This is a genomic window from Pseudomonas sp. NPDC089392, assembly GCF_044749595.1.
Taxonomy (GTDB): domain Bacteria; phylum Pseudomonadota; class Gammaproteobacteria; order Pseudomonadales; family Pseudomonadaceae; genus Aquipseudomonas.
The window spans coordinates 47,828-69,938 of sequence record NZ_JBIVIF010000030.1 but is presented as its reverse complement, the minus strand read 5'-3'; the positions used below and the strand labels follow the sequence as shown (position 1 = coordinate 69,938).

The 22,111-nt window shown below is 64.5% G+C and carries 17 protein-coding genes; 9 read left to right on the top strand and 8 right to left on the bottom strand.

The window, feature by feature from the left end; translation table 11 throughout:
- Nucleotides 1-273 precede the first annotated feature (273 nt).
- Nucleotides 274-1,149, top strand: coding sequence for an AEC family transporter (locus ACIP1G_RS22465; protein WP_400740886.1), 876 nt, complete (start codon nucleotides 274-276; stop codon nucleotides 1,147-1,149).
- 98 nt (nucleotides 1,150-1,247) lie between these two features.
- Here ACIP1G_RS22465 and ACIP1G_RS22460 read toward each other — a convergent pair whose 3' ends face one another.
- The 7 genes from ACIP1G_RS22460 to ACIP1G_RS22430 form a co-directional block, all read right to left on the bottom strand.
- Entirely contained in the window at nucleotides 1,248-1,850 is a 603-nt protein-coding gene (locus tag ACIP1G_RS22460) for a hypothetical protein (protein ID WP_400740884.1), read from the bottom strand.
- Between the two features lie 203 nt (nucleotides 1,851-2,053).
- On the bottom strand, nucleotides 2,054-3,187 hold the full coding sequence (locus ACIP1G_RS22455) for an HlyD family secretion protein (protein ID WP_400740883.1): 1,134 nt from the start codon (nucleotides 3,185-3,187) through the stop codon (nucleotides 2,054-2,056).
- On the bottom strand, nucleotides 3,184-4,833 hold the full coding sequence (locus tag ACIP1G_RS22450; protein ID WP_400740882.1) for an MFS transporter: 1,650 nt from the start codon (nucleotides 4,831-4,833) through the stop codon (nucleotides 3,184-3,186). Before ACIP1G_RS22450 ends, ACIP1G_RS22455 begins: the two co-directional genes overlap by 4 nt.
- 377 nt (nucleotides 4,834-5,210) lie before the next feature.
- A complete protein-coding gene (locus ACIP1G_RS22445) occupies nucleotides 5,211-7,613 on the bottom strand; it encodes a TonB-dependent siderophore receptor (RefSeq protein WP_400740881.1) in 2,403 nt (800 codons plus the stop codon).
- Nucleotides 7,614-7,808: 195 nt separating this feature from the next.
- The gene (locus tag ACIP1G_RS22440) at nucleotides 7,809-8,774 is read right to left on the bottom strand and encodes a FecR domain-containing protein (RefSeq protein WP_400740879.1); all 966 of its coding nucleotides are present in this window, start codon (nucleotides 8,772-8,774) and stop codon (nucleotides 7,809-7,811) included.
- Entirely contained in the window at nucleotides 8,774-9,280 is a 507-nt protein-coding gene (locus tag ACIP1G_RS22435) for a sigma-70 family RNA polymerase sigma factor (protein ID WP_400740877.1), read from the bottom strand. Before ACIP1G_RS22435 ends, ACIP1G_RS22440 begins: the two co-directional genes overlap by 1 nt.
- A 209-nt stretch (nucleotides 9,281-9,489) precedes the next feature.
- Nucleotides 9,490-12,006 carry an excinuclease ABC subunit A gene (locus tag ACIP1G_RS22430; protein WP_400740876.1) on the bottom strand — a complete coding sequence of 839 codons (2,517 nt, stop codon included), beginning with the start codon at nucleotides 12,004-12,006 and terminating at the stop codon, nucleotides 9,490-9,492.
- A gap of 159 nt (nucleotides 12,007-12,165) precedes the next feature.
- Here ACIP1G_RS22430 and ACIP1G_RS22425 point away from each other — a divergent pair, with 159 nt between their 5' ends.
- The 5 genes from ACIP1G_RS22425 (at nucleotide 12,166) to ACIP1G_RS22405 (ending at nucleotide 18,018) form a co-directional block, all read left to right on the top strand.
- Complete coding sequence (locus ACIP1G_RS22425; protein WP_400740874.1) at nucleotides 12,166-12,978, top strand: RHS repeat-associated core domain-containing protein; 813 nt, start codon at nucleotides 12,166-12,168, stop codon at nucleotides 12,976-12,978.
- A 182-nt stretch (nucleotides 12,979-13,160) separates the two neighbouring features.
- A complete protein-coding gene (locus ACIP1G_RS22420; RefSeq protein WP_400740872.1) occupies nucleotides 13,161-14,336 on the top strand; it encodes a M20 aminoacylase family protein in 1,176 nt (391 codons plus the stop codon).
- A gap of 81 nt (nucleotides 14,337-14,417) precedes the next feature.
- Complete coding sequence (locus ACIP1G_RS22415; RefSeq protein WP_400740871.1) at nucleotides 14,418-15,728, top strand: citrate-proton symporter; 1,311 nt, start codon at nucleotides 14,418-14,420, stop codon at nucleotides 15,726-15,728.
- On the top strand, nucleotides 15,725-17,182 hold the full coding sequence (locus ACIP1G_RS22410) for an amidase (protein WP_400740870.1): 1,458 nt from the start codon (nucleotides 15,725-15,727) through the stop codon (nucleotides 17,180-17,182). The genes ACIP1G_RS22415 and ACIP1G_RS22410 overlap by 4 nt, the downstream gene beginning before the upstream one ends.
- A 65-nt stretch (nucleotides 17,183-17,247) precedes the next feature.
- On the top strand, nucleotides 17,248-18,018 hold the full coding sequence (locus ACIP1G_RS22405; protein WP_400740868.1) for an IclR family transcriptional regulator: 771 nt from the start codon (nucleotides 17,248-17,250) through the stop codon (nucleotides 18,016-18,018).
- Between the two features lie 120 nt (nucleotides 18,019-18,138).
- On the opposite strand, the gene ACIP1G_RS22400 is transcribed toward ACIP1G_RS22405, so the two are convergent.
- Nucleotides 18,139-19,011 (bottom strand): helix-turn-helix domain-containing protein, encoded by an 873-nt coding sequence (locus ACIP1G_RS22400; protein ID WP_400740867.1) that lies wholly within the window; start codon nucleotides 19,009-19,011, stop codon nucleotides 18,139-18,141.
- Between the two features lie 177 nt (nucleotides 19,012-19,188).
- On the opposite strand from ACIP1G_RS22400, the gene ACIP1G_RS22395 reads away from it, so the two are divergent.
- From ACIP1G_RS22395 to ACIP1G_RS22385, 3 genes are read left to right on the top strand one after another with little or no spacing between them, the layout of a single operon-like run.
- Nucleotides 19,189-20,016 carry an SDR family NAD(P)-dependent oxidoreductase gene (locus tag ACIP1G_RS22395; protein WP_400740865.1) on the top strand — a complete coding sequence of 276 codons (828 nt, stop codon included), beginning with the start codon at nucleotides 19,189-19,191 and terminating at the stop codon, nucleotides 20,014-20,016.
- The gene (locus tag ACIP1G_RS22390) at nucleotides 20,013-21,731 is read left to right on the top strand and encodes an FAD-dependent oxidoreductase (protein ID WP_400740863.1); all 1,719 of its coding nucleotides are present in this window, start codon (nucleotides 20,013-20,015) and stop codon (nucleotides 21,729-21,731) included. The genes ACIP1G_RS22395 and ACIP1G_RS22390 overlap by 4 nt, the downstream gene beginning before the upstream one ends.
- Entirely contained in the window at nucleotides 21,731-22,054 is a 324-nt protein-coding gene (locus ACIP1G_RS22385) for an NIPSNAP family protein (protein ID WP_400740861.1), read from the top strand. Before ACIP1G_RS22390 ends, ACIP1G_RS22385 begins: the two co-directional genes overlap by 1 nt.
- Nucleotides 22,055-22,111 lie beyond the last annotated feature (57 nt).

Below are 22,111 nucleotides of genomic sequence, written 5' to 3'. Positions count from 1 at the left end.
GTGCTTGCATAAATCTCTTGGCCAGCACTGGCCCTTGTAGGAGCGGCCTTGTGTCGCGAAAGGGCTGCGAAGCAGCCCCCGGGTTTCAGCACAGATGCACAAATTGCCGGGGCTGCTTTGCAGCCCTTTCGCGACACAAGGCCGCTCCTACAGGCCCCATGCCTCCCTTGAAATCGATGCCGGCCAGGTGGAGCCTTGCCAGGTCGGAAAGGGCCCCAGCAATCGTGCAGGTTACGGCATAATCCAGCCCATATACTCCCCAAGGATGGCCCCATGTTCGCTTCGTTGTTCGCAGTCCTGGCCCCGGTTTTCATTGTCGCTGGCATCGGCTATGCATGGGCCCGCAAGGGCCTGGACTACCCCACCGAATTCATCGCCCGGGTGGTAATGACCGTTGGCACGCCGTCGCTGGTGCTGTCCACCCTCAGCCGCACCGAACTAAACCCGGACGCCTTTACCAGCATGGCCGTGGCCTGCCTGCTGTGTACCCTGGGCATGGCCGTGGCCGGTTTGCTGGTGTGCCGTGCTTCGGGCATGCACTGGCGGGTGTTGCTGCCAGCGTTCATGTTCCCCAACACCGGCAACATGGGCCTGCCGATCAGCCTGTACGCCTTCGGTGAGCATGGCCTGGCGCTGGCCGTGGCGTTTTTCCTGACCCTGTCGATCGTGCAGTTCACCCTCGGCATGGCCATTTCCGGAACCGCAGCTTCGCTCAAGGCACTGCTACGCAACCCCATCGTGATCAGCCTGGCCGGCGCCATGCCGATCATTTTTCTCGATTTCGAGCTGCCCCGCTGGCTGGCCAACACCGCGGATTTGCTGGGTGGCATGACCATCCCGCTGATGCTGCTGACCCTTGGGGTGTCGCTGGCCAGCATTCGCCTGCGCCATGTAGGTAGCGGCATGCTGTTGGGCGCTTTGCGCATTGGCCTGGGCGCTGCAGTGGGCTGGGCGGTGGGCGCGGCGTTGGGTATGCAGAACCTGGAGCGGGCCGTGCTGGTGGTGCAGTCGGCGATGCCGGTGGCGGTGTTCAACTACCTGATGGCGGTGCGGGCCAACCGCGAGCCGGAGCAAGTGGCGAACCTGGTGATGTGCTCGACCGTGCTGTCGTTTGCCTGGTTGCCGGTGGTGCTGGCTTGGTGGATGTAAGCCTGTAGCGGCCTCTTCGCGGGTAAACCCGCTCCTACAACGATAGCGAACCTCTGTAGGAGCGGGTTTACCCGCGAAAGGGCCGGTGCAGGGAACATCTATTCAACATGCAACTGCTCATGCACCCAACCCTGGCTGGTCAGTACCATTGCCCGGGTATCCTTGAGCGGCGTGTCTTGACTGGCCACTGCCTTGCCCAGCTCGGCGATGCTGGCCTTCACCCTTTCATCAGCGGCCCAGGCCGGCAACCCGGTGATCTTGTAGGCATAGGTCACATTCGCCCGTTCCTGCCCGGTTGCCTTGCTTGGCTCACTGAATTGCTCAATAGCCGTAACTTGCGCCTTGCCAAAGCACAGCCCGTTATCTGCCTGGTAATACTTGCGGCCTTCGTCGGTTAGCTCATAGGCGTAATAGACGTCGGTGCGCGCGGCCTGCCACAGGCGGGCAGGCACCTCGGTGCGCGAAATCTCCTTTTCGGTGACCACGCCCACCTGGGCCAGGGCATGTAACGCGTTGTTGGTGCCATGGAGGTCGAAATCCTGGGTTTTGCTGGGGAATTTAGTGGCGACGAAGCAGTGCGGGTACTGACTGTCGAGGTAGGCCTGGGCGGCCTTGTGGAAACTGGCCTCGCGGGTGTCCTTGTTGTCGGAGCAACCCGCCAGGGTTGCCAACAGCGCCAGCGGCACGATCTTCCTGTACATGGTGAAGCTTCCTTGGGAACGGATCGTGCGCGATTAAAACCCACGGCCTAGAGCGGCGCAATCGTGGCACGACGGCATCTCTGCTTATGCTTTACTGGCCTCTTCGCGGGTAAACCCGCTCCTACAGGGACCGCGCTGTCTTTGAATATTGCGCGGTTTTTGTAGGCGCGGGTTTACCCGCGAAGAGGCCAGCAGCAACACCATCAATCTTGATGATGGGTATCGATACTGACCACCACCGACATCCCCGGCCGCAAGCGCTTGGCCTCTGGCTGGTCGGCATCCACGGTGATCCGCACCGGAATACGCTGGGCAATCTTGACGAAGTTGCCGGTGGCGTTGTCCGCCTGCAGCAAGGCGAACTCCGAGCCGGTGGCGGGTGAAATCTGCTGTACATGCCCCTGCAACTTCAGGTGGTTGAGCGCATCCACGGTAAAGCTCACCGGCTGGCCGATGCGTACATCGGCCATCTGGGTTTCCTTCATGTTGGCGATCACCCACAAGGTGTCGGGCACCAGCGCCATCAGCTGCGCGCCGGAATTGACATAGGCCCCCAGGCGCGTGCCGATCTGCCCCAGCTGGCCGTCGCGTGGGGCGGTGACGCGGGTGTTGTCGAGGTCAATACGCGCCAGTTCCACGGCGGCCTTGGCGTTTTCCACCGAAGCCTCCAGCGCGGCCCGGTTGACCACCACCGTTTCCCGGTCCTGGCGGGCAATCTTCAACGCAGCCTTGGCCTGGGCCAGGCTGGCGACCGCAGCGGCTTCGCTGGCCCGGGCCAGGTCCAGGTCACGGCGCGACACCGAGCCGTCGCTGACCAGGGCCTGGTTGCGGCTCAGGTCGGCCCTGGCCTTGGCTGCCTGGGCGGCGGCGTCGCTGATCGCGGCCTGGCGCTGGGCAATGGTGGCGTCGGCGCTGTTGCGCTGCTGCAGGTTGTTGGCCAAGGCCGCCTGCTGTTGCTGCAACTGGGCGATGGCCTGGGCCAGGCGCTGCTTGTAGATACGGTCGTCCAGTTGCACCAGCAGTTCACCAGCCTTGACGAACTGGAAGTCGTGCACCGGCACGTCGACGATGTAGCCGCTCAGTTGCGGGCCGATTATGGTCACCTGGCCGCGTACCAGGGCATTCTCGGTGCTTTCGATGGCGCTCCTGAACGGTGGCAGGCGCCAGGCATACAGCACCAGCAGGATGCCGGCCAGGGCCACGCAAGCGAAACTGATCGAGGACAGGATACGCACCCGCCGCGAGCGTACCGGGCTGGTCGGTTCGCTGGGCGGGGTGACGCCTTCCGGGGTTTCGGCGATGGCGGTGGTGGTTGTGGTGCGGGTGTCGTCGGTCATCGGGTGGGCGCGCCGGGGGTGGAATCGGTGGAATTGGCTTGGCGTTTCGTGTACCAGAGCCAGGTGCTGCGGATGCAGATCCAGATCATGGTCAGGATAGCGATACTGCCGATCAGCACGAACACATCGTTGTAGGCCATCACATTCGCTTCGCGGGTGGCGGCACTGGCCAGCAGGCGCATGCCGGCTTCGCTGCGCAGGGCCGGGTCGGCGATGATGCCGCCGTAACCGGCACCGCCGCTTTGCACCCGGGCATTCACCAGCGGCTCAAGGTAGCTGAGGCGGTCCATCAGGTGGCTGGAGTGGAATTTTTCCCGCCAGGTCTGGAAGGTGCCCAGCAACGCCGCGCCAATCAGGCCGCCAAGGTTGTTGCAGATACCGAACAGCACCGAAAAGCTCACCAGGTTGCGCGGGTTGGCGCGCACATGGCTGATGCCCAGTGCCATGGAGGGGCCGAGGAAGAAGGTGCTGCCGAATGCCAGCAAAAACTGGCTGAAATACATCTGTGCCGGGCGCGTGAGGTTGCTTGAACTGCTGTCCATGAAGGCGCCGGCGGCCATGGCCAGCAGCGAGACGAACAGCGGGATCACCAGGTGGTTGGGGTTAATGGTGAGGGCACTGCTGGCCAGGCCGGCCACAGCGCCCAGCAGCATGATCCAGTACAGCGTGCGCATCTGCTCGCTGCCCATGTTCAGCGCTTGCAAAAAACCGACCGCGCCAGTGGATTGCTCCGAGGTCACCATGCGGATCAGCACCACGCACAGGGCCAGGCGAATGATGGCGCCGCTGCCCAGCCAGTGGGTCATCAGCAACGGGTTGCTGCGGTTGTGCTCGATGGCCAGGCCACTGAATATCAGGGCGATCGAGGCCGCCAGGGCCACGCCGATCCATGGCGCCTCCAGCCACCAGTCGATACGCCCCAGCGACAGCACGGCGCAGAGCAGCGCGGTGCCGCTGGCCATCAGCGAAAAGGTCAGGAAGTCCAGCGGTTCGAAGGTCTTGAAGCGGTCACCGGGGGGCAGCTTGAGCATCAGCACACAACCCAGTGCGGCCAGTGTCAGGCCCAGCTCGAACAGGTACAGCCCGCGCCATTCGGCAATCTGCAGCAAGTCTTCGGAGAAGATCCGCGCCAGCGGCAACGCCAGCTGCGAGGCGCCCAGCCCCAGCACCATTGCTTTCAGCCGCCATTGCGCCGGGAACGCCTGGATCATGTAGTACAGCCCCAGCGAACTGAGCGCCGCGCCGACCATGCCGTGGGCCGCGCGTACGGCGATGGCCGAGTTGAGGTCGTTGACCAGCAGGTGGGCGAAAGTGACCAGGGCATACAGCACCAGGAACACCTCGGTGAAGGCACGCAGGCCGAACTGCTGGCGGAACTTCACCAGCAGCAGGTTGATGGACACGTTGGTCATGACATAGGCGGCTGGCAGCCAGGCCATTTCCGCCGTGGTAGCGCCCAGTGCACCCTGGAGGAACACCAGGTTGGCGGTGACCAGCGCGTTGCCCAGGCCGCCGGTGATGGCCACCAGCAGCCCGACCACGCCGTAGGCCAGGCGTTTGGCTGGCGTGTGCAGGGGCGTGGAGGGGGAGCCCGGCAGGCTGGGTTTTTCGTGGGGGAGCCACTGGCGGGGGGCGTATTTGTTCATGGGGAGACTGTACTTTAGCGGCGGTTGGTGCTGCTAGGTGCATGTCTTGGATTTTGTGGTGGGGTTGAAATCGAGCGCCGCCCGCGCGGCGCTTCGCGGCTAAAGCCGCTCCTACGTTTGTTTCGGGCCAGTCCATCCTGTGCCAGGCGCGCGCGACCGCCTTGTTTGTACGACGCGATATCGAGACATGCGCCAGGGCGTTCGCGCGCAACTGTACGACGCGATATCGAGACATGCGCCAAGGCGTTCGCGCGCGAATCCCACAGGAATAATTGGCCCGAAACAAACGTAGGAGCGGCTTTAGCCGCGAAGCGCCGCGCGGGCGGCGCTCGATCTGCCAGGCGCTGCAACTCTCAAGGCTTAAACTTCAAGGCCCCTCAAAAATCCACACTGGCCGACAACCGCAAAACCCGCGGCGTACCCTGGGTCAAATAATTGTTCGAGGTCGACGCCGACGCCCAGTACGCCTTGTTCGCCACGTTCTCGACATTGGCCCGCAACGTCACTTGCTTGTCATCCACCTTGAAGCTGTAGCGCCCGCCCAGGTCCACCCGGGTCCAGGCCGGGATGCTCAGGCTGTTGGCCGTATTCACATACTGGCCACCAGTGCGTAGCACACGGGCACTGAGCGCGGCGCCTTGAATGCCGGGCACGTCCCAGTCCGCACCGAGGTTGTACTGGAAGCGCGGTACCCCGGGGGCTCGGTTGCCGTCATTGCTACCATTGGCAGTGTTCTTCAACTCGGTGTGCATGAACACCGCGCCCGTCAGCAGGCGCAAGCCCTCCACCGGCTCGCCGAACAGGTTCAGTTCGACGCCTTTGTTGATCTGCTCGCCATCCATGCTGAAGGTGTCTTTTTCAGCGCCTGGGGCGCGGAAGGTGGTGCTGCTGGGCTGCTCGATACGGTACACGCCGAGGGTGGCGCCAAAGCTGTTCCAGTCCAGCTTGACCCCGGCCTCTACCTGCTTGCTGCGCTTGGGCGGGAATACTTCGTTGGCGTTGCTCACGCTCGACGGTGCGGTCGGACCCTGGGCCAGGCCTTCGATGCGGTTTGCATAGAACGACACATGCTCCCAAGGCTTGAGCACCAGGCCATACACAGGCGTCGTTACCGACTCCTCATAGTTGGCGTTACGCGCACCCGAGGCAGTGGCCCAGCCATCCACTTCGATGGTTTGCCTGCGCACGCCCACGGTCAGCAGCAGGCGATCATCGAACAGGCCCAGGGTGTCGGACACCGCCGCGCTCTTCACGCGGTTCTTGCCGACGATGCGCGGGTCATGCAGGTCGCTGCCGGTGTAGGTGTTGGTTGGCCGCGGCACCTTGACCGGGTGGTAGAGGTTGCTGTCAAAGCGGTTGGCGGCGGTTACCGCTGCGTAAGCCGAACGCTGCTCGCCCCACATGCCGGAGAGGCCGAAGTTGACCCGGTGGCTGACCGGCCCGGTGGCGAAGCGGCCATTGATGCCGGCCATGGCGCTCTTGTTGTCCTCATCGTGCGGCGGGTACAGGTAACCGCCGCGTGCGGTGCCGTTTTCATCGCTGACATACAACGAGGAATACTCGCCGTTCTCGCGGGTGTGCTTGGCGCCGGCGCCAGCGTACAGCATCCAGTTGTCGTTGAGGTCGTACTCGCCGTTGACCATGCCATAGGTGTCTTCGAGCTGCGACCAGGTCCAGTCCTGGGAGTAATTGTCGCGCGCCGAGGGGGCGTGAGGCACCTTGGTGCCGGTCGGATAGATCACCGCACGGCCCTGGTTGATGCGCTCCTTTTGATAGCCCAGGTCGGTGGACAGTCGCAGGCGTTCGCCACGGTAGTCCAGGGCCACGGCCACCAGGGTGGAATGCTGCGCCTCTTCATGCACGCCGGTGCCGCCGTCGTGCTGGGCCAGGTTGATGCGTGCACCGAAGCGGTTGTCCTCGCCAAAGCGCTTGCCCAGGTCGAGGTGGCCACCCACGTTGGCACCGGTGGCGTAGTCGAGGGTGACGTGGCGCGTTGGCGTGTCTTCGGCGCGCTTGGGCACCAGGTTGACCGCGCCGCCGATGCCGCTGCCTTGGGGGGCGACACCGTTGAGGAAAGCATTGGGCCCCTTGAATACTTCGACCCGTTCCAAGGCTTCGGTGGTGATGATTTGCCGTGGCAGTACGCCGTACAGGCCGTTGTAGCTGATGTCATCGGTGTTCAGCGGCAGGCCGCGGATAGTGAACACCTGCGAGAAGTTGCCAAAGCCAGCCGACTGGCGCACAGAGGCGTCGTTGAGCAGCACATCGCCCAGGGTACGGGCTTGTTGGTCGGCGATGGTCTTGGCGGTGTAGCTGGTGACGCTGAACGGCACGTCGCTGATGGCTTGGTCGCCGAGTACGCCCAGGCGGGCGCTGCGGGCTACCTGGCCGCCTTGCCAGGTGTCGCTGCTGGCTGCCAGGTCGCTGTTGATGGTGGTCGCCCCCAGTTCCAGGGCATTGCCCAGGTCGACTGTCGGCGCCAGGGTGTAGCCACCGCTGTCGGTGCTGATCAGGCTATAGCCGCTACCGGCCAGCAGGCGGGCGAAGCCTTCAGCGATGCTGTAGCTGCCGTCCAGGCCCTGGCTTTGCACGCCCTTGAGCAGGGCTGGGTCGAACGATAACAGGACCCCTGCGCTGGCGGCGAAGCGCGCCAGCACGTCAGCCAACGGGCCGGCTGCAAGGTGATAGGTGCGCGGGGTAACATCGGCCGCCATCGCCATGGGGGACAGGGCGGCCATGGCAATGGCAAGGCTCAGGGCCTTGAAGGGCAAGCGGGGCATTGTGCGAGGGTCCTGTAGGTGCAGAAAATGAAGGTTCTGCACTCATCACCGGACGACGCAGGAAAAGGTATCACGCGAGTGTTGCGCGCTCGTTGTAGGAGCGGGCTTGCCCGCGAACACGGGCGCAGCCCGTGCCTTGCACCGTGCTGCCTGCTTCGCGGGTAAACCCGCTCCTACACTTCCCGCGCTTGGCATTCATACCTGGGGTTCCACGGTCACCCAGTAGCGGGTCATGCCCTGTATGGTCACTGGCAAGGTGTCAGCCAGCAACCGCAGGCTGGCATCGGTGTCGGCTAGCGCAAAGGCGCCCGACACCTTCAGCTCGCGCACCGCCGGGTGGCAGCGCAGTACGCCAGGTCGATAGCGGCCCAGCTCGTGCAGCAGGTCAGCCAGGCGCATGTCACGGGCCAGCAGCATGCCGTGCTCCCAGGCCAGGTCGCCGGTTTCCAGTGGGGCGGCGGGCAGTACCCGGTCGGCATAAAAAGCGCTGCGCTCGCCGGCCTTGAGCAGCAAGCCGCTGGCGGCGTGCAGGGGGCGGGTATCGACGGCGCCTTCAAGCACGGCCACCCGAGTCATTGGGCCATCGATACGCACACTGAAGCGCGTACCCAGCGCAGTCGCCTTGCCATGCAGGGTGCGTACCAGCAGCGGGCGCGCTGGGGTTGCCGGGTCTTTGGCACTGGTGACCAGGATTTCGCCCGCCAGCAGGTCGATGCGGCGCTGCTGGGCGTCGAAGGTGATATCGATGGCGGTGTCAGTGTTCAGCAGTACCTGGCTGCCGTCGGCCAGCGTCAATGGGCGTTGTTCGCCAACCGCTGTGCGCGCATCGGCAGCCCATTGCTGCCACGGCGTTTCCCGCCAGGCCAGCCAGGCTGCGGGTGCGGCCAGTAGCCACATACCCAGGCGCTGCAGGGCCTGGCGGCGGCTGACTGCGCCGTTGCGGCTGAGCCGGCGCAGGGTTTCTCCGGTAACTGGTGTGGGCAGGCGGCGGAAGTCGCCAAGGATGGCCTCGGCACGCTGCCAGGCCTGTGCGTGCTGGGCGCTGCGCTGGCACCAAGCCTGGACTGCACGGTGGTCGTCCTCGGTGGCGGCGCCCGATTGCAGTTGCACCAGCCAGTCGGCTGCCTCGCCGAGAATCAGCGGGTCGATAGGCTGCGCCATCAGTCGATGCTCAGGCAGGCGAGGAACGCCGTGCGCATATCGCGCTTGATGGTGATTAGCGAAACCTGCAGTTGCTCGGCGATTTGCGCGTAGGTCAGGCCATCCAGTTGCGACAGCAGGAACACCTGGCGCACCCGGGCCGGCATGTCGCGCAGCATGGCATCGATGCGGTACAGGGTTTCGAGGATCAACCAGCGCGTTTCCGGCGACGGCACCTCGGGTTCCGGCAGGTGGGCGATGGCTTCCAGATAAGCCCGTTCCACGTCCTGGCGGCGCCAGCGGTCGACCACCAAGCCCTTGGCGATGTGGGTGAGCAAGGCGCGGGGCTCACTGCCGAAATAGCTGTTGGCCTGGCGGCTGAGCAGGCGCAGGAACGTGTCATGGGCCAGGTCGGCGGCATCGCAGGCATTGCCCAGCTTGCGCCCCAGCCAGCCTTGCAGCCAGCCGTGGTGCTCGGTGTACAGCGTCTGGACTTGCAGGTTGAGGGTAGGGTCGGCGGGCGGCATGGCGGGCGCGGGGTTCCGGGTGAAGGGTGCAATTAAGAATTGATCGCATTCTAAGCGCCGATCCACGAACCTGGCAATGTGCAGGTATCAGCCTTGCGTTGCCTGTACCGGCCTCTTCGCGGGTGAACCCGCTCCCACAGGGAAGCATGCACCGAATCTGTAGGAACACTGTGGGAGCGGGTTTACCCGCGAAGAGGCCGGTAAAGATACTACAAAGCCTTGGCCAGAAACTCCGCCGTGCGGCTTTCCCTGCACCCAGCCACCCGCTGCGGCGTACCACTGACCACCACCTGCCCCCCGGCATCCCCAGCCCCCGGCCCGATATCGATCACCCAGTCACTCTGCGCCACCACCCGCATGTCATGCTCGACCACCACCACGCTGTGCCCGCCCTCGACCAGGCGATTCAGTTGCACCAGCAGCCGGTCGATGTCCTGTGGGTGCAGGCCGTTGGTAGGTTCATCCAGCACATACAGTGTCGCCCCGCGGGCCATGCGTTGCAGTTCGGTAGCCAGCTTGATGCGCTGCGCCTCGCCACCGGACAACTCGGTGGCCGGCTGACCCAGGCGCAAGTAACCCAGGCCAATATCTTGCAGCACCTGCAGGCAACGCCGTGCCGGTGGCTGTTGGGCAAATACCTCCAGGGCCTGGTCGACGGTCAGCTGCAGTACTTGCGCAATGTTCATGCCTTGCCAGCTTACCGCCAGGGTTTCGGGGTTGTAGCGCGCACCGTGGCAGGTCGGGCAGGGCGCATACACGCTAGGCATGAACAGCAACTCGACGCTGACGAAACCTTCGCCCTCGCAGTTGGCGCAACGGCCCTTGGCGACGTTGAAGGAAAAACGCCCAGCATCGAAGCCCTGCACCTTGGCTTGCTCGGTAGCAGCGAACAGCTTGCGCACATGGTCGAACAAGCCCGTGTAGGTGGCCAGGTTGGAGCGGGGCGTGCGGCCGATCGGTTTCTGGTCGACCTGCACCAGGCGCTTGATGCTGCCAAGGCCCGCGCTCACATGGCCGCTGCTGGCCTGCTCAGGTTCGTCCTCCAGGCTCTGTTCCTCGGGCTCGCTGCGTTGCTCGGCATGGCCCAGGTGCGCACCCACCAGTTCCAGCAGGGCCTGGCTGACCAGGCTCGACTTGCCCGAGCCAGAGATACCGGTAACGGCGGTGAAACAGCCTAGCGGGAATGCGGCGCTGAGGTTGTTGAGGTTGTTGCGGGTAATGCCTTCAAGCTTGAGCCAGTCATGGGCCTGGCGTGGCACGCGCGGGGCCTGGGCCGCTGCGCCGAACAGGTAGGCCCGCGTGCATGACGGCTCGACCTGGGCCAGGCCTGCCGGCGGGCCGCTGTAAAGGATGGTGCCGCCATGCTCGCCGGCGGCAGGCCCCACATCCACCAGCCAGTCGGCGCGGCGCATGGTGTCCAGGTCATGCTCTACCACATAGACCGAGTTGCCCGCCTGCTTCAGGCGCTGCAGGGCTTCGAACAGCGCTTCACTGTCGGCCGGGTGCAAGCCGGCCGAGGGCTCGTCGAGCACGTAGATCACGCCGAACAGCTGCGAGTTCAGCTGGGTGGCAAGGCGCAGGCGTTGCAGTTCACCAGAGGACAAGGTCGGGGTGCTGCGCTCCAGGGCAAGGTAACCGAGGCCGAGGTCGAGCAGGGTATCGATGCGCTCCAGCAGTTCGTTGGCGATGCGTTGTGCTGCCAGGCGCTTTTCCAGGGTCAGCTCGTCGTGCTGTTGCGCCAGGTAGTCCGCTGCCGCCACCTTACGGAACACCTCGGCCAGTGCCTGCAGTGACAGGTGCGACAGCTCGGCGATATCCAGGCCGGCAAAGGTCACCCCCAGCGCCTCGCGTTTCAGGCGCTTGCCCTGGCACAGCGGGCAGGGGCTGGGGCGCATGTACTGGGCCACGCGCTTGCGCATCTGCGCGCTTTGCGAGTGCATGAAGGTGTGCAGCACGTAGCGCCGGGCGCCCATGAACGTGCCCTGGTAGCTGGGCTCCTGCTTGCGCTTGAGTGCGGCGCGGGTTTGGGCCGGGGTCAGGCCGGCATACACCGGTGCGGTGGGCGTTTCTTCGGTGAACAGGATCCAGTCGCGCTGTGCCTGGGGCAGGTCGCGCCAGGGAATGTCGACGTCATAGCCCAGCGTCACCAGGATGTCGCGCTGGTTCTGCCCCTGCCAGGCCATTGGCCACGCCGCCACCGCACGCTCACGGATGGTCAGCGAAGGGTCGGGGACCATGGTCGCTTCGGTCACCTCGTAGACCCGGCCCATGCCATGGCACTGCGGGCAAGCGCCCTGGGGCGTGTTCGGTGAAAAGTCCTCGGCATACAGCATCGCTTGCCCGGCAGGGTAGTGGCCGGCGCGCGAGTAGAGCATGCGGATCGAGCTGGACAAGGTGGTCACGCTGCCCACCGACGAGCGTGCGCTGGGCGTGCCGCGTTGCTGTTGCAGCGCAACCGCCGGCGGTAGCCCCTCGATGGCATCCACATCAGGCACACCCACCTGGTCGATCAAACGCCGGGCATAGGGGGCCACCGACTCGAAATAGCGGCGCTGGGCTTCGGCATAGACCGTGGAAAAGGCCAGCGAGGACTTGCCCGAGCCGGACACCCCGGTAAACACCACAAGTGCATCGCGGGGAATATCGACATCAATGTTTTTCAGGTTGTGCTCGCGGGCACCCCGGACGCGGACGAAGCCGCTTGGGGTGGTTGGGCGTGGGGGCATGACGCAGTCCTTGGCTGTAGCGGAACAGTGCGCCCAAGGTAGCAGCATTTGCAGCCAGTGTGCATGGGCAATGTTTCCGCTTAGCAAGTCTGAGAGTTACTCCAGCAGGTGCATGGGATTAGTGTGGATTGGCGAGCATAACTAACAGGAGCTGGAAACATGCGAACTTCACCATTAATGGCCATTGATCAACAAACCACAGTACACACGGGTAATAACTTTTCGCAACAGCCCTATACACCGTATGGCTATCACGTGGTCAAGGGCGGTGCCTTGTTGGCTTTTGCCGGAGAACCCAGTGCGTTATTGTCGCACTGTTATCTGCTTGGCAACGGAAAACGCGCGTATGACACTGTGTTGATGCGCTTTCATCGTCCGGATTCATTCAGCCCGTTTGGTCGGGGAGGGCGCAATGCTTATGCCTATTGCAACTGCGACCCGGTTAACCATGTTGACCGTGATGGTCATTCGCCCACCCGTGCCGTCGGGCAAACAACCGGAATTGTCTGGGGGACGGTGGGCATGCTGTCCTCGCTGAACAAGGCATCCAAGGCAATTGTAAAACGTTCGATTGCCAAGGCTAATGGGACGCCAATCCCCAAGGAATTTGACCACACAAGCCGCACCAACAATGCAATGATATTTATCGGTGGTTTGGCGGGCACCATTATCAAGGCACCCGGTGCGGCATTTGCATTTTCAGCACCCTTTGAGTCAATAGGGGCAGAAGTCGTTGCAGGGGCCGGAATAGGGGCAGCGTCTCTCGCCGGGGTGGGCAAACTGAGGCAACTGTTTACCGACATGAAGTCGACCTATCACGAAGCCAGGTCGAATAGGCTGCCACTGGGCAAGTTGGCGATAGAGTCCGTCAAGGAAGCAACCGGCTGGAATCGTTTCGTTGGTCGGGAGTCAGCGATCCTCGAGCCCTTGCCGGAGAAAGTACTGTTGGTGCGTTTCCCTTCCAGAGCGTGATGGTAATCCTGGCAAACGATGCCAGCTTTCATCGGCTCTTTCGGTTCCACTGTGTGAAACCAGATTCGATTGTGCGTCCTCTCTCCTCGCGTTTAGCTGTCACCCAGCACGACCTGCCTTACCCGTCGTGACCTAAAGGCGAACAACAAGAACGGGAAACCACCCGCGCGAGGAGACTCTACATGTCCCGACACCAGCACATCCTGGCCTGGCTCAACGACGTAGCCAGCGACCTGCACGCAATCCGTCACGATATCCACGCCCACCCGGAACTGGGCTTTGAAGAAAACCGCACCTCGGCACTGGTTGCACAGCTGCTAAAAGCATGGGGCTACGAGGTGCACACCGGCATCGGCAAGACCGGCGTGGTCGGCGTGCTGCGCAATGGCAGCAGCACACGCCGCCTGGGCCTGCGTGCCGACATGGACGCGCTGCCCATCCATGAGGCCACTGGCGCCACCTATAGCAGCCAGCACCAAGGCTGCATGCATGCCTGTGGCCACGATGGGCACACCACCATGCTGCTGGGCGCCGCCCGTTACCTGGCGGCAACCCGCCAGTTCGACGGCACGCTGACACTGATCTTCCAGCCGGCCGAAGAGGGCCAGGGCGGTGCCGAAGCGATGCTGGCCGACGGCCTGCTGGAACGCTTCCCCTGCGATGCACTGTTCGGCATGCACAACATGCCGGGGCTGCCAGCCGGGCACCTGGGCTTTCGCGAAGGGCCGATGATGGCCTCGCAGGACTTGCTCACGGTGACCCTGGACGGCGTCGGCGGGCATGGCTCGATGCCGCACCTGACCGTGGACCCACTGGTGGCAGCCGCCAGTGTGGTAATGGCGCTGCAAACCGTGGTGGCGCGCAATATCGATGCCCAGGAGGCCGCCGTGGTCACTGTCGGTGCCTTGCAGGCCGGCGAAGCGGCCAACGTGATTCCGCAACAGGCGCTGCTGCGCCTGAGCCTGCGCGCGCTCAATGCCGAGGTACGGTCGCAGACCCTGGAGCGGATGCGGGCGATCATCGTCAGCCAGGCCGAAAGCTTTGGCTGCCGCGCTACCATCGAACACCGCCCGGCTTATCCGGTGCTGGTCAATCATGCCGCAGAAAACACCTTCGCCACCCAGGTCGGGGTCGAGTTGCTCGGCGCCGAGGCGGTAGACGGCAACACCCGCAAGCTGATGGGCAGCGAGGACTTCGCCTGGATGCTGCAACGCTGCCCGGGTGCCTACCTGTTCATTGGCAATGGCGTATCGCGGCCGATGGTGCACAACCCGGCGTACGACTTCAACGACGACATCCTGCTGACCGGCGCCGCCTACTGGGGCGCGCTCGCAGAGCGCTGGCTCGCGCCGGCCTGACCGGCCTTTTTGACGACTGCCGCTGGAACCCGGGCGCGACCGCGCCTGGGCGATCACCCAATCATCGTGTGGAGTGTTTCTATGCAGACTTCGAGCACCGGCGTGTCGCGTACCCGGCAAGTGGTCGCTGCCGTCATTGGCAACGCCCTGGAGTGGTATGACTTTATCGTGTATGGCTTTCTGGCCAGCATCATCGCCCGGCAGTTCTTCCCGTCCGACGACGAGTACGCCTCGTTGCTGATGGCCCTGGCCACCTTTGGCGTCGGCTTTTTCATGCGCCCGGTGGGCGGCGTGCTGCTGGGCATGTATTCCGACCGCAAGGGCCGCAAGGCGGCGATGCAGATGATTATCCGGCTGATGACGGTGTCGATCGCCATGATCGCGTTTGCCCCTGACTACCTGGCCATTGGCATGGCTGCACCGATGCTGATCGTGGTGGCGCGCATGCTGCAGGGCTTTGCCACCGGCGGCGAGTACGCCAGCGCCACGGCATTCCTGGTGGAAAGCGCGCCAGCCCACCGCAAGGGCCTGTATGGCTCGTGGCAATTGGTAGGGCAGTGCCTGGCGGTGTTCTCCGGCGCGGCGATGGTAGCCCTGGTTACCCACCTGTGCTCGCCCGAAGCACTGGACAGCTGGGGCTGGCGCATCCCGTTCGTGCTGGGCCTGCTGATCGGCCCAGTGGGGCTGTGGATTCGCAAGCACATGGAAGAACCCGAAGAGTTCGTCGAAGCGCGCCGCCAGGCCAAGGGCCCGTCGCCCAGCCTGTTGCAGGTGCTGCGTGAGCACCGGCGCAGCCTGCTGGTGTCGATGGGCCTGGCCTGTGGCGCGACGGTGTCGTTCTACGTGGTGCTGGTGAACATGCCGACCTTCGCCCACAAGAACCTCGGGCTGCCGCTGGACCAGGTGCTGCTGGTGCAGATGCTTGCCGTGGGGCTGATGACCATCGTGATCCCACTGTCCGGGGCGTTGTCTGACCGGCTGGGGCGGCGCCCGGTGCTGATGGCCTTCACCCTGGCGTTTTTCGTGATGGTCTACCCGCTGTACGTGTGGGTGGCTGGCGCGCCGTCCATCGAGCGCCTGCTGGTGATGCAGCTTCTGCTGTGCACGGCCATTGGCGGCTTCTTCGGGCCGGCCCCTACCGCCCTGGCCGAGCAGTTCCCGGTCGAGGTGCGTTCTACCGGTGTATCGGTGGCTTATAACGTAGCGGTGATGGTATTCGGCGGTTTTGCCCCGTTGATCGTTACCTGGCTGAGCAAAGTGCTCGGCACCCCAGTGGCGCCCTCGTTCTACGTGCTGTTTGCCTGCCTGCTGACGTTGCTGGGCACCTACTGCCTCAAAGAAGCACCCCGGGCGGGCAAGCCTGCCGCTTTCAACCTTGGAGTAAAACCGTGAAGCCGCTAGCCATCGACCCCATCGTAGCCCTCGATGCCGAGGCATTGTCCCAAGCCATCCATGCCCGCCGGGTGTCGTGCCGGGAGGTGATGCAGGCCTACCTGGCGCATATCGAACGTTTCAACCCACAGGTGAACGCCCTGGTGTCGCTGCGCCCGGCCGAGGCGCTGCTGGCCGAGGCCGAGGAGCGTGACCTTGATCTCAGCCGTGGCCATTCGCACGGCTGGATGCATGGCATGCCCCAGGCAATCAAGGATCTGGCCGCCACCGCCGGGTTGCGCACCACCCTGGGTTCGCCGCTGTTTGCCGAGCAGGTGCCTGAGCAGGACGCAATCAGCGTGGCGCGGGTGCGGGCGAGTGGGGCACTGATCGTGGGCAAGAGCAATGTGCCCGAGTTCGGCCTGGGCTCGCAGACATACAACAGCCTGTTCGGCACCACCACCAATGCCTACGACCCGGGCCGGGTAGCTGGTGGCAGCAGCGGCGGGGCGGCGGCGGCGTTGGCCATGCGCCTGCTGCCGGTGGCCGATGGCAGTGACATGATGGGTTCGCTGCGCAACCCGGCGGCGTTCAACAACGTGTTCGGCCTGCGCCCGTCGCAGGGCCGCGTGCCACATGGGCCGGCGCCGGAACTGTTCGTGCAGCAGCTGGCCACCGAGGGGCCGATGGGCCGCAGCGTGCTCGACGTGGCGCGGTTGCTGTCGATCCAGGCCGGCGGTGACGCACGGGTGCCCTTGTCGCTGAGCGAAGGCCGGCGCGATTTTGCCGCCGGCTTGCAGCGCGATTTTCATGGCGCGCGGGTTGGCTGGCTGGGTGACTACAACGGCTACCTGCCCATGGATGACGGGGTGCTGAGCCTGTGCGAGTCGGCGCTGGCGGACTTTGCCGAACTGGGCTGCCAGGTCGAGGCCTGCCAGCCGGCATTCGACCTGGCGCGCTTGTGGCAATGCTGGCTGACCCACCGCCACTTCCTGGTGCACGGCAACCTCGGCGCGGCCTATGCCGACCCCGGCAAGCGCGCGCAGCTCAAGCCCGAAGCCCAGTGGGAGGTGGAGGGTGGCTTGCAGCTGAGTGCGGCGGCGCTGTATCAGGCCTCGCAGGACCGCAGCGACTGGTACCGCGCCTTGGCCAAGCTGTTCGAACGTTACGATTTCCTGCTGTTGCCATCGGCCCAGGTGTTCCCTTTCAATGCACAACTGCCTTGGCCCAAGGTGGTTGGCGGGCGGGCGATGGACACCTACCACCGCTGGATGGAAGTGGTGATCGGGCCGACCCTGGCCGGCTTGCCGAGCATCAGCGTACCCGTCGGCTTCAACGCTGCCGGCTTGCCCATGGGCCTGCAGATCATAGGCCCGGCCCAGGCCGACCATGCGCTGTTGCAGCTGGCATACGCCCATGAACAACTGACCCGCTGGGTTGAGCGGCGCCCACCCGAGTGCCTGCAGGCCATATGAAACAGCTGGGCAGGCGCGGATCTTGCTGGCATTTTTGACCATCCAGCTACAAGGAGGTCATACCCATGGGCATCACGGCAGACAGTGGCGGCGTACGGTCGGTGGAGCGTGCGCTGGCCATCGTCGACCTGCTGGGCGAACACCAGGCGCTGGGCCTGGAAGAACTGCATTACCTGACGACGCTGCCCAAGGCCACGGTATCGCGCATGCTCGCGACGTTGCAGGAGCAGGGCTGGGTGTACCGCGGCCTGAGCGACCGGCGTTACCGGCTGTGCGCGCGGCGCCTGTTCGGTGACCGCCAGCTGCGTTTCAAGCGGCGCCTGGTGGAAAGCGCCGCGCCCCTGCTGCTGGAACTGAGCGAGCGCACCGGGCTGGTGGCCGACCTGTCGTGTTTCGACGGTGAGCGGTTGGAGGTGATGGAGAGTGCCATCCCCCAGGTACTGCGCAAGCGTTACCCGCACACCTGCCAGATCGTCGGGCACCATGCCAGCCTGTTCCATTCGGCGATGGGGCGGGCCTGCCTGGGTGAGCTGGCGGTGGATGAAGTGCAGCGCCTGGCGGCCCATGAGCGGCTGCGCGACGACACGTTGCTGCGCAATATCGAGGATGAGGCGCACAAGGGTTTTGGCCAGCGTACCGAGGGGCACTGGGAGTACCCGGTGCGCTTGCCGCATCTGATCCGCGCCATTGCCTTGCCGGTGCACGCCGAAGGGCGCCTGGCCGGGAGCATTGCCTTGCACTGGCCGCTGGACCAGGCGCCGGTGGAGCGGGTGCTGAACCTGCACCTGAGCAGCCTGGCGAGCACGGTGGGCGAGGTGCAGCGGGCCTTGGCCTGAGTCATCCTGCACTGGCCTCTTCGCGGGTAAACCCGCTCCTACAACGGATTGCGTTGCCTGTGTAGGAGCGGGTTTACCCGCGAAGAGGCCGGTACAGGCCACAGCAAAACCCTGCAGGGTTCATTGGCCCTCCCGAAACCCACTAGGGCTCACCCCCGCCTGCTTGCGGAAAAACCGGCTGAAATACCCCACATCGACAAACCCCAACTCATGGGCAATCTCTTTCACGCTCAGGCTTGAATGCCCAAGCATGCGCTTGGCCTCCAGCACCAGCCGGGCATTGATCACGCTCATCGGCGTCATGCCCAGGTGCTCCTGGCACAGCCGCCCCAGCGTTGCCAAGGTCATGCCCAGCTCGGCGGCGTAGTCCGCCAGTGGCCAGTGCGCGCGGTAGTGCATGTCCACCAGCTCACGAAAGCCGGTGAGCTGCTGGCTGCGCCTCGACACCGGGCGCTGCTCACCTTGGGGCACTTGCGGTTCATGGCGCAGCACCTGGATCAACAGCGTCAGCAGCAGCGCCATGCTGCTGGCTACATGCTCGCGGGCGCGGTTGTGGTATTCCTCGCGCAGGGCACGGCATAGCGGCAGCAACGGGTCTTCGTCGGCTGCCCACTGCGGCAGGGCAACCACCTGTGGCTTGCGCACCTGCACCAGCAGGTTGGGCGCCAGCACCTGGGCGATGCTTTCCAGCGGGTGCTGGGCGGCGGTAATCACCTGGCCCTCGACCTGGCCGGCCCAATGAAAGCCATGCACCACCTGCGCCGGCACATACACCACGCAAGGCGCCTGGACCTGGACCCGCTCACTGTCGAACAGCACTTCACCGCCGCCGCTCTGCAGGTACAGCAGCTGCAGCAAGCCTTCGTGGCGGTGCGCGGCAATCTCCCAGTTGTGCGCACCGGAGCGCTTGGAGATTTGCTCCACATGCAGGGCTTCGTGCCACACCGGCTGGGCGGTTTCACCGTACAGGGCGTAGTTGGGGATCTTGTTCATGTTGTTGTAATTGTTCTGCTCGGTACCTGGCTACTGTGCCACAGCTGCCCGGTGGCTTCAGGGGGTAGAGGAAAGATTGAGCGGAATGTGGGGCTGGTTGCAGGTTTTGTCCATTCTGCCGGTGTGCCTGCCGGCCCTAGGCTGTGGCCCAGATGAAGCGACATTCTGGAGAGCAGCATGCACAACAATAATATCCCCTCTCACTGGCTGGGCCTGGAATCGGCCGTTTGCGTGGTCACCGGCGCCGCAGGTGGTATTGGCGCAGCACTGGCCGCCGCGTTGGTCGAGCAGCAGGCCCATGTGGTGCTGCTGGACCGCGACCTGGACAAATGCCGCGAACTGGCCGCCAACCTTGGCGAGCGCAGCGCCGGCGAGGTCAGTGCCGTGGGCTGCGACATCGCCGACCCTGCCAGCGTGGAACAGGCCGCCGCCCAGGTGCAGGCCTTGCACGGGCGCTGCGATGTGCTGGTCAACAATGCCAGCGTGCTGCGCCCGGGTGCGCTGGATGAGCTGAGCCTGGAGCAATGGAACCAGGTGTTGGCGGTCAACCTCAGCGGTTACCTGCTGTGTGCCCAGGCCTTTGGCCGCTCGATGCTGGCTTGCGGCCAGGGCCGCATCGTGCACGTGGCTTCGATTGCCGCCCATTACCCGCAACCCAACAGCGGTGCCTACAGCGCGGCCAAGGCCGGGGTCAGCATGCTGTCGCGGCAGCTTGCCGTGGAGTGGGGGCCGCGGGGTGTGCGCAGCAACGCGGTATGCCCAGGGTTGATCCGTACGCCATTGTCGGCGGCGTTCTATGCCGACCCGCACGTCGAACGCCAGCGCAGTGCCATGACTGCCAATCGGCGCATCGGTGAGCCGCAGGATATCGCCGAGGCCGTGCTGTTCCTGGCCAGCCGGCGTGCCGACTACATCAACGGCGCCGAACTGACCGTGGATGGCGGGCTGGAATGCATGCCCATGGCATTGATCCCGCGTCCAGGCTTCGAGGGGGCAGGGCAATGAATACACGCAGCTGCGATGTACTGGTGATCGGCGCGGGCGCAGGTGGCCTGGCGACAGCGATCACGGCAAAAAAGCATGGCCTGGATGTAGTCATCATCGAGAAGGACGATTGCTTTGGCGGCACCACGGCATTTTCTGGTGGTGTGCTGTGGGTGCCGGGCAACAAGCACGGGGCCAACGACAGCCAGCCGGCGGCCCTGACCTACCTGCGCAACGAAACCGGTGCCTGCTTTGATGCAGCGGGAGTCGAGGCATTCCTGCGCTACGCGCCGCAGATGGTGGATTTTTTCGAGCGCGAGACGGCGGTCAAGTTCGTGCCCACGCTGTACCCCGACTATCACCCGCAGGTGGAGGGCGGTGTCGACGTCGGCCGTTCGATATTGGCCGCGCCCTATGACATCCGTGGGCTGGGGCCAGACATGGCGCGCCTGCGCCCGCCGCTGAAGACCATCACCTTCATCGGCATGATGTTCAACTCGTCGAATGCCGACCTCAAGCACTTCTTCAACGTTACCCGCTCGCTGACCTCGTTCGTGTATGTGGCCAAGCGCCTGATGACCCACCTGAAGGAGCTGGCCCTGTACCGCCGTGGCACCCAGGTCACCAGTGGCAATGCCCTGGCGGCGCGGCTGGTGCGTTCGGCACTGGACCTGGGCATCCCGATCCTTACCGGCACCCCGGCGCGGCAGCTGCTGCGCGAAGGCGGGCGGGTGGTGGGCGCAATGGTCGGGCAAGGCGACAGCGAACAGCGCATCCAGGCCCGGCGCGCCGTGGTGCTGGCCTGCGGCGGGTTTTCCCATGACTTGCAACGGCTGCGTCAGGCCTACCCGCATGTGCGTCGTGGCGGTGAGCATTTTTCACCGGTGCCGGCGGGTAATACTGGCGATGCTGCGCGCATGGCGGAGGCGCTGGGCGCCAAAGTCGATATCCGCCTGCAAGCGCCAGCGGCCTGGATGCCGGTGTCGAAGGTGCCGGTGGGGGGCGGGCGGCATATTGCCTTTCCGCATCTGCTCGACCGCTACAAGCCCGGCGTGATCGGAGTGCTGCGTTCGGGTCAGCGTTTTACCAACGAGTCGAACTCCTATCATGACGTGGGTGCGGCAATGATCGAAGCCTGTACCGGGCAGGCAGAAACCGCCATGTGGCTGGTGTGTGACCGTCGCACCCTGGCCAAGTACGGCCTGGGTTTCGCCAAGCCTGCGCCCATGCCGCTGGGGCCATTGTTGCGTAACGGCTACCTGCTCAAGGGCAATACCCTGGCGGAGCTGGCAGGCAAGGCCGGTATTGATGTGCAAAGCCTGGAGCAGACCGTGCGCGAGTACAACCTCGGCGCTGTCCAGGGCGAAGACCGCCAGTTCGGCCGTGGCAGCACCAGCTTCAACCGCTACCTGGCCGACCCGCAGCAGCGGCCCAACCCGTGTGTGGCGCCCGTGGGCGAGGGGCCGTACTTTGCCGTGAAAGTGATCATGGGTGACCTGGGCACCTTCGACGGGCTGCGCACCAGCGTGGTCGGCGAAGTGCTGACGGCCGACGGCCAGGCCATCGACGGCCTGTATGCGGTGGGTAACGACCGCGCCAGCATCATGGGCGGCAACTACCCCGGTGCGGGCATTACCCTGGGGCCGATCATGACCTTTGGCTACATCACCGGGCGCCATCTGGCGGGGGTTGAGCAAGGGCTGGCGGCTGCGGGCAATACGCGGGAGGTGGCGTGATGGACAAGGCCATCGTCGACCACCGTACCTACACCATTCGCCCGCGTTGCATGGCGGCTTTTCTTGAGGCCTTCGGCCAACTGGCGATGCCAATACTGTTGCGCCACCTCGGCGCCCCACTGGGGTTCTACACCAGCAGCATCGGGCCGCTGAACCAAGTGGTGCACTTGTGGGGATATGACAGCCTCGATGATTTTGAAAAGCGCAGCGCGGCGCGGGATGCCGACCCGGATTTTGCCGCCTACCTGCACGCCACCCGTGACCTGGTGGTGGCACAGGAGACACGGATCATAAGGCCTGTGCACTTTCCCCGCCTGGCCTGAGTCGCGCTCCTACACGGACCGCATCCAGGCAGAAACACCGTCATAAAAACAACAACA